Annotated in this window: 8 protein-coding genes; 6 read left to right on the top strand and 2 right to left on the bottom strand. The window is 60.5% G+C overall.

Annotated features, from left to right (window positions below):
* A partial coding sequence (locus AC2FLX_RS11690; RefSeq protein WP_496875432.1) for a glycosyltransferase family 2 protein occupies positions 1-426 on the bottom strand: 426 nt, incomplete at its 3' end.
* Positions 427-591: 165 nt separating this feature from the next.
* Between AC2FLX_RS11690 and AC2FLX_RS11685 the strand changes: the two genes are divergently transcribed.
* Both AC2FLX_RS11685 and rpsD read left to right on the top strand, forming a co-directional pair.
* A complete protein-coding gene (locus AC2FLX_RS11685) occupies positions 592-1,143 on the top strand; it encodes a hypothetical protein (RefSeq protein ID WP_496810639.1) in 552 nt (183 codons plus the stop codon).
* 190 nt (positions 1,144-1,333) lie between these two features.
* Positions 1,334-1,954 carry a 30S ribosomal protein S4 gene (rpsD, locus tag AC2FLX_RS11680; RefSeq protein WP_480749561.1) on the top strand — a complete coding sequence of 207 codons (621 nt, stop codon included), beginning with the start codon at positions 1,334-1,336 and terminating at the stop codon, positions 1,952-1,954.
* A gap of 84 nt (positions 1,955-2,038) precedes the next feature.
* Here rpsD and AC2FLX_RS11675 read toward each other — a convergent pair whose 3' ends face one another.
* Entirely contained in the window at positions 2,039-2,500 is a 462-nt protein-coding gene (locus AC2FLX_RS11675) for an Lrp/AsnC family transcriptional regulator (protein ID WP_496743702.1), read from the bottom strand.
* Between the two features lie 102 nt (positions 2,501-2,602).
* On the opposite strand from AC2FLX_RS11675, the gene AC2FLX_RS11670 reads away from it, so the two are divergent.
* From AC2FLX_RS11670 to AC2FLX_RS11655, 4 genes are all read left to right on the top strand, one after another.
* Complete coding sequence (locus AC2FLX_RS11670; protein WP_496810638.1) at positions 2,603-4,018, top strand: aminotransferase class V-fold PLP-dependent enzyme; 1,416 nt, start codon at positions 2,603-2,605, stop codon at positions 4,016-4,018.
* Positions 4,019-4,083: 65 nt separating this feature from the next.
* A complete protein-coding gene (gene hisC, locus AC2FLX_RS11665) occupies positions 4,084-5,169 on the top strand; it encodes a histidinol-phosphate transaminase (protein WP_496810637.1) in 1,086 nt (361 codons plus the stop codon).
* Positions 5,166-6,086 (top strand): prephenate/arogenate dehydrogenase family protein, encoded by a 921-nt coding sequence (locus AC2FLX_RS11660; protein ID WP_496810636.1) that lies wholly within the window; start codon positions 5,166-5,168, stop codon positions 6,084-6,086. The genes hisC and AC2FLX_RS11660 overlap by 4 nt, the downstream gene beginning before the upstream one ends.
* Entirely contained in the window at positions 6,083-6,943 is an 861-nt protein-coding gene (locus AC2FLX_RS11655; protein ID WP_480749556.1) for an extensin-like domain-containing protein, read from the top strand. The genes AC2FLX_RS11660 and AC2FLX_RS11655 overlap by 4 nt, the downstream gene beginning before the upstream one ends.
* The last annotated feature ends 4 nt before the right edge of the window (positions 6,944-6,947 follow it).

Raw genomic sequence — 6,947 nt, 5'->3', positions numbered from 1 at the left:
GACGCTGTCCGACCCAAAAAAACGCCACGGGATTGCCAGGGCGTCGAACGGGCCGGAGCGATCCTCGAACATCGCGACAAGTTGGCCAATGCTTGCGCAGTCCTCGGGCAGCCAAAGGAATTCGTCGCAGTCGAAAAACAAGACCCAGTCAGCGGCAAGAATGGCGGGGTGTTTTGCCGCCAGTTTCAGCGCCTGCCATTGCGCGGTGACCTTTTGCGTGTGTTGAAACGCGACATGTGTCACAATACCTGCCGCTGACAGCGCGTCCAGAAGCGCCGGGCTGCTGTCCGAACAGTCATGGGTGAAAACCACAAAATGGTCGAAACCGCAGGCCAGATGATGGGCGATCCATTCAAGGATATAAGATCCGTCATCCCGCAGGCAGGTACAGGCAACGATACGAGGCGTGGACGGGTCCGGTGTCATTGATGCTTTGGTAGCAATGGGTGTTTAACGATTCAAGTGACCAAAGCGCGACCTATACGAGGTATAGTGGTGAAAACTCCATGAAATACCTTTTCTTGACGGATTTCACCTGTTAACCTTTCTCGCAATAACAAGTGCAAAAATGAATAACGGGTATACGGGCGGATGAGCAGGCGAGAGCAGGGGACATTTGTCATTTCCTGGTCGCAAACGGAATTGGACGGGCTGGAAACGCCACCGATTTCAGCGATCAGGCGTGGTGCGGCGTGGTCGTGGCGTGGGCAGGCCAGCCGAGTTGATGGCCTGGAAACCAATCCCGCGTCAGGATGGTCGGGGCAGAACCCAAGCGCCGCCGGAATCCACAATGTGTCATCGCTTCGTCCTTCGCTAAGCGCAGATGTGCTTCAGGCAGTTCAGGGCGAGGGTCCGTTCTGCGCCCGGTTCACGGTGACCAATGGTGCGCAAACCTATTCGGCAAAGGTGATCCGCTTCGACATGTACGAACATTTATTCGTGGTGTTCGAGGGCGTGCTGCCGCCACGTGAAACCGAGCTTTGGGTTGAACAGGAAACCGTTTCGGCCTTGCCGGACCAGCCGATTGTCGTCGACGACATCCAGGCCGCAAACGCCGACGCCGGATTTGCCTGCGGTGACGAGCAGGCGCCCGACAGCGGCGAAGTCGTCTGGATGCCGAATCGATTGGCGGCCCAGGCGTAAGCCGACCCAGTTCCGTACATTGCCGAAATTCGTCGTTGTTGTGTTGACTCCGCCCCAAAGGCGGATATAAGCGCGGCTTCGTTGGTGTTGGTGGCCCCCGTAAGGGGATGCCTGTCATGGGGAAACCCAAGAGGACAACGCCCTTCATACTGGCCCAAAAGGCCGTGACCAAAACTGAAGGAGATCAGCCGTGACCAAACGCACGTCTGCCAAGTACAAAATCGACCGCCGGATGGGCGAAAACATCTGGGGTCGTCCGAAATCCCCGGTCAACCGCCGTGAATACGGCCCCGGCCAGCACGGCCAGCGCCGCAAGGGCAAGCTGTCGGACTTCGGTCTGCAGCTGCGCGCCAAGCAGAAGCTGAAAGGCTATTACGGCGACCTGACCGAAAAGCAGTTCCGCCGCATTTATGCCGAAGCTGAGCGTGTCAAAGGCGACACCGGTGAAAACCTGATCGGCCTGCTGGAGCGCCGCCTGGACGCCGTCGTTTACCGCGCCAAGTTCGTGCCGACCGTGTTTGCTGCGCGTCAGTTCGTGAACCACGGCCACGTCAAGGTGAACGGCCAGCGCGTCAACATCCCGTCCTACCGCGTCAAGGAAGGCGACGTGATCGAGGTCCGCGACAAATCCAAGCAACTCGCTGTTGTTCTGGAAGCCGCCTCGCTGGCCGAGCGCGACGTGCCGGATTACATCGACGCCGACCATTCGAAAATGACCGCCACATTCGTGCGCACCCCGAGCCTGGGCGATGTGCCGTACGCAGTCATCATGGAACCGAACCTGGTCGTCGAATTCTACGCGAAGAACTGATCTTCGCCGGACGTTCCAAGTCAGATAGGCCGCGCGAGATGCGCGGCCTTTTTCTGTTTAAGAAAACAGAAGATGCACTGCAGGTCACAAGGGCAAGGGCCGTCCTTCGGCGATCGCTTCCATCGCAAAATATGACGTGACACTATCCAGCTCGACCTTCTCGATCAGTCGTTGATAGACCTTGTCATAGGATGTCATATCCTGCGTCACCACCTTGAGCTGATAGTCATAGTCGCCACCGATACGATGAAAATCCACGACCTCGGGTATGGTCAGGACATGGCTGCGAAACGCTTGCAGCCACTCGGCCGAATGGTGCCGTGTGCGCAGCATGACAAAGACGACAAGGTTCAGCCCCAGCCTCTCCCGCGCCAGCCGGGCCGTCGACCCTTTCAGGACGCCGCTTTCGTTCAGCATCTTCAACCGTCGCCAGCAGGCGTTTTGTGACAACCCCACGCGATCCGCCAGATCCCTTTGCGAGAGCGATGCATCCTTTTGCAGCTCGATAAGAAGGCGGCGGTCAATATGATCTATTTTGTCTGACATAATCGTTCATATGACACAAAAAATTACTTAAATGAAGAGAAATAGGTGAAGTTTCCATACAACTATTGGATCACATTGGAAGGGCCTAAAGGAGCTTCCACAATGACCCTTTCCATGTTTCGTGCAACCATCGAAGCCGCCGTTCGGGATGAAACCCTGCGGGAGGGGCTGATCGGCGAGAACATCCTGATCCCGGGCCTTCAAGGCGATGTCCCGCTGGTTTATGCGGATTACGTCGCTTCGGGGCGGGCCCTGCGTCAGGTCGAAGACTTTGTGGCCGGTCACGTTCTGCCATTCTATGCCAACAGCCATACTGAAGCCTCCTTTTGCGGGTCCTACATCACTCGGTTGCGCCGCGACGCGCGCGCCGAGATTGCCCGCGTTGTTGGCGCAAGGGGAGAGGACGCGGTGATCTTTACCGGGTCGGGCGCCACCGCGGGGCTCAATCGGCTGGTCAGCCTATTCGGACTAGGGGAGGCTGACCAGCCGGTTGTCATCATCGGGCCGTATGAGCATCATTCAAACATACTTCCGTGGCGCGAAAGCAAGGCCAAGGTCGTCGAAATCCCGGAAGCACCCGAAGGTGGGCCGGATCTGGCGGCGCTGGAAGTGGCGCTGGCAGAGCACGCATATTCCGACCTGATCGTTGGGTCATTTTCGGCGGCATCGAACGTGACGGGGATCATCACCGACCCGGATCCGGTGACGCGCCTGCTGAAACGGCACGGCGCGCTGGCCATCTGGGATTACGCCGGCGGCGGCCCCTATCTGCCGATGGATATGGGTCCGAAGGATGCCCGCAAGGACGCCATCGTCGTCTCGCCGCACAAGTTCCCTGGCGGGCCGGGTGCGTCCGGTGTTCTTGTCGTCAACAAAGGAGCAGTGAAACGCGCCTGCCCAAGCTGGCCTGGCGGCGGCACGGTGTCTTTCGTCTCGCCGTGGCGCCATGACTACAGCACCGATCTGGCCGCGAGGGAAGAGGCCGGAACACCCAACGTGATCGGCGATATTCGCGCAGCTCTTGCTTTCATCGTCAAGGATGCCGTGGGTACTGCGGAGATTGCCCGGCGCGAGGCGCAGTTCAACCGCATGGCGCTGGAGGGATGGCGGGACAATCCGCACCTGACTCTGCTGGGCGTAGACAAATCGCACCGGCTGCCGATCTTTTCCTTTCTCGTGCGGGATCGGGACGGCAATCCGGTACATCAGCAGCTGTTCACACGCATGCTCAGCGACATCTATGGCATTCAGGCGCGTGGCGGTTGCGCCTGCGCCGGGCCATACGCGCATCGCCTTCTGGGGATCGGCAAGGAGGCCTCCGAGGCCCTGCATGCCGCGCTTGCCGCAGGTGAAGAGTTGAAGAAACCCGGTTGGGTCCGCCTGAATTTCTCCTACCTGATGCGCGAAGAGACGGTTCAGTTCATCATCAACAGTGTCAACGAGCTGTCGCGCCGGACCGAGGATTACGTTCCGTACTACAACGCCGATCCGGCGACGGCGCGCTTCAAGGCCGCATGAGGGTTTTGCGGCTTTTCTCAGGGTCGTGACATCGCTATGAGGGGCGCAGTCAAGGAGCGCCCTGCATGAACAAGATCACACCACAACCCGGCATCATGGACATCGCCCTTTACCAGGGCGGCAAATCCCATGTCGACGGCGTGACCGACGTCATCAAGCTCAGCTCGAACGAAAATCCGTTTGGTCCCAGCCCTTTGGCGATCGAAGCGGTGCGAGCCAGCGCGGCGTCTCTGCATCGCTATCCCAGCACCGATCACGCCGGTCTGCGTGCGGCCGTTGGCGAAGTGCACGGGCTGGACCCGGACCGGATCATCTGCGGTGTCGGTTCCGACGAGGTGCTGCAGTTCGTGGTACAGGCCTATGCCGGAGTGGGTGACGAGGTCATTCACACCGAACACGGGTTTTCCATGTACCCCATTCTGGCGCGGATGGCCGGGGCGGTTCCTGTGCAGGTTCCCGAGCGCGAGCGCAGGGTGGATGTCGATGCGATTCTTGCGGCCTGCTCCGAAAAAACTCGGGTGGTGTTCCTGACCAATCCCGGCAACCCCACCTCGACCATGATCCCCGAGGCCGAGGTCGCGCGGCTGGCCGATGGCCTGCCGGATCATGTGATCCTTGTGCTGGATGGTGCCTATACCGAGTTCGTGGACGGGTTCGATGGCGGTACCTCGGTGGTCGATGCGCGTAGCAACGTCATCATGACACGAACGTTTTCAAAGATTTACGGGCTTGGTGGCATGAGGGTCGGCTGGGGGTATGCCCCGCGCGAAGTCATCGACGTGCTCAACCGTGTCCGCCAGCCTTTCAACCTGTCTTCGGCGGCTCTTGAGGCGGCGGAGGCTGCGGTGCGGGATCGGGCCTATGTCGCGTTCTGTCAGGCAGAGAACGCCAAATGGCGTGCCTGGCTGGCTGATGAATTGGCCGGTGTCGGGGTGCCGTCCGACCCGTCCTGCACGAATTTCATCCTTGCCCGCTTTGGTAGCCGGACCGAGGCCGAGGCCTGCGACGTCTACCTGCAAAATCAAGGCCTTATCGTGCGCCGGGTGGCGGGCTATCACCTGCCCGAGGCGCTGCGGATCACCGTAGGGGATGAGGCGGCCTGCCGTCGCGTTGCCGCGGCTGTCGCTGCGTTCAAAGGGGGTGCGGCATGAGCCCGGTTTATGACCGCGTGGCGCTGATCGGCCTTGGGCTTATCGCGTCGTCGATGTTCTGGGCGATGAATCGTGCGGGGCTTGCGGGTGAGGTGACGGGCTATGCCCGCTCTGCGGAAACCCGTGACACCGCACGGCGGATCGGCTTGTGTGACCGGGTTTGCGACAGTGCGCGCGAGGCGGTCGAGGGGGCCGATCTGGTTGTACTTTGCGTGCCGGTGGGTGCGATGGGACCGGTTGCCGAAGAGATCGCGCCGGTGCTCAAGCCGGGCGCGACGGTGACGGATGTCGGCTCGGTCAAGCGCCATGTTGTACAATCTGTACAGCCTTTCATCCCCCCTGGTGTGCATTTTGTACCAGCCCACCCGCTGGCCGGGACCGAGCATTCGGGACCGGAATCGGGCTTTGCCGAGCTGTTCGACAACCGCTGGTGCCTGCTGGTTCCGGTCGAGGGAACAGAGCCGGAGGCGGTCGCAAAGCTGCGCGCGCTGTGGGAGGGCATGGGGTCGAACGTGGACGAGATGGATGCCGATCACCACGACCTGGTGCTGGCGGTAACCAGCCACGCGCCGCACCTGATCGCCTATACGATGGTTGGCGTTGCGGATGACCTGCGCCGGGTGACCGATAGCGAGGTGATCAAATATTCGGCGGCCGGATTTCGCGATTTCACCCGGATCGCGGCATCCGATCCGACCATGTGGCGCGACGTGTTTCTGACCAACAAGGACGCGACGCTGGAAATCCTCGGACGGTTCACCGAGGAACTCTTTGCGCTTCAGCGGGCGATCAGAACAGGTGACGGCGAGCATCTTTTCGATTATTTCACCCACACAAGAGCAATACGACGAGGAATCATCGACGCGGGGCAGGATACGGATGCCCCCGATTTCGGGCGAGGAAAGGCCAAGTCATGAGGCGATTGGGCGGAGTTCTGGTTTTTGGAGCAATTGTGCTTGCCGCAACAGTATCGATTGCCAATCCGCCCGAAAGTTCACTGACCCCCAAATCCCGAACCGCATCCGAGGTCGCCTTGGTCGAGGCCGCAAGCGCCGCGGCGCAAGATACCATCGCGACCGTGGTGGATTTGGCCGATTTGCGCCCGGTGTTGCGCCCGGTTTCCCCGCAAGTCATGGCGGCGGCCGCGCGGCCTGCTGATCTGCCGAAACTTGGGCCGGATGTATCGCCGTTTCCCTACAAACGGCCCGAGGCCGTCGAGCAGCAGGCATTTTTCAAGAAGCGCCGCCTGCGCAAGGGGTCGGTCTGCGGGAACATCGATATTCAGGGTGAAAAAATCGGCAACGTACCCAACAAGGTCAATGGCTGCGGGATCAAGGATGCCGTCAAGGTCAAATCGGTTTCCGGCGTGGTGCTGAGCCAGCCCGCGATCATGGATTGCGGCACCGCCGAGGCGTTGAACACCTGGGTGGAACGTTCCGTCAAGCCAACCTTTCGCCGCCGCGGGCCGGTGGTCGAACTGAAGGTTGCGGCGCATTACGCGTGCCGGACCCGGAACAATCGCAAGGGCGCAAAGATATCGGAACACGGCAGGGGACGGGCCATCGACATTTCGGCCTTCAAGATGATGGATGGCGAAGTGCTGACCGTGCTGGAAGGGTGGAAGCGGGGGCAGTCGCTGACGCTGTTGCGCAGAATTCGGAAAGATGCCTGCGGGCCGTTCGGAACGGTGCTGGGGCCGGGGTCCGACGGCTATCACCGCGACCACTTCCATCTGGACACAGCGCGCCATCGCAGCGGGCCATACTGTCGCTGAAGCG

The organism is Ruegeria sp. YKSF57, from assembly GCF_059612585.1.
The sequence above is the reverse complement of the archived record's forward strand: the minus strand, read 5'-3'. Positions and strand labels throughout refer to the sequence as shown.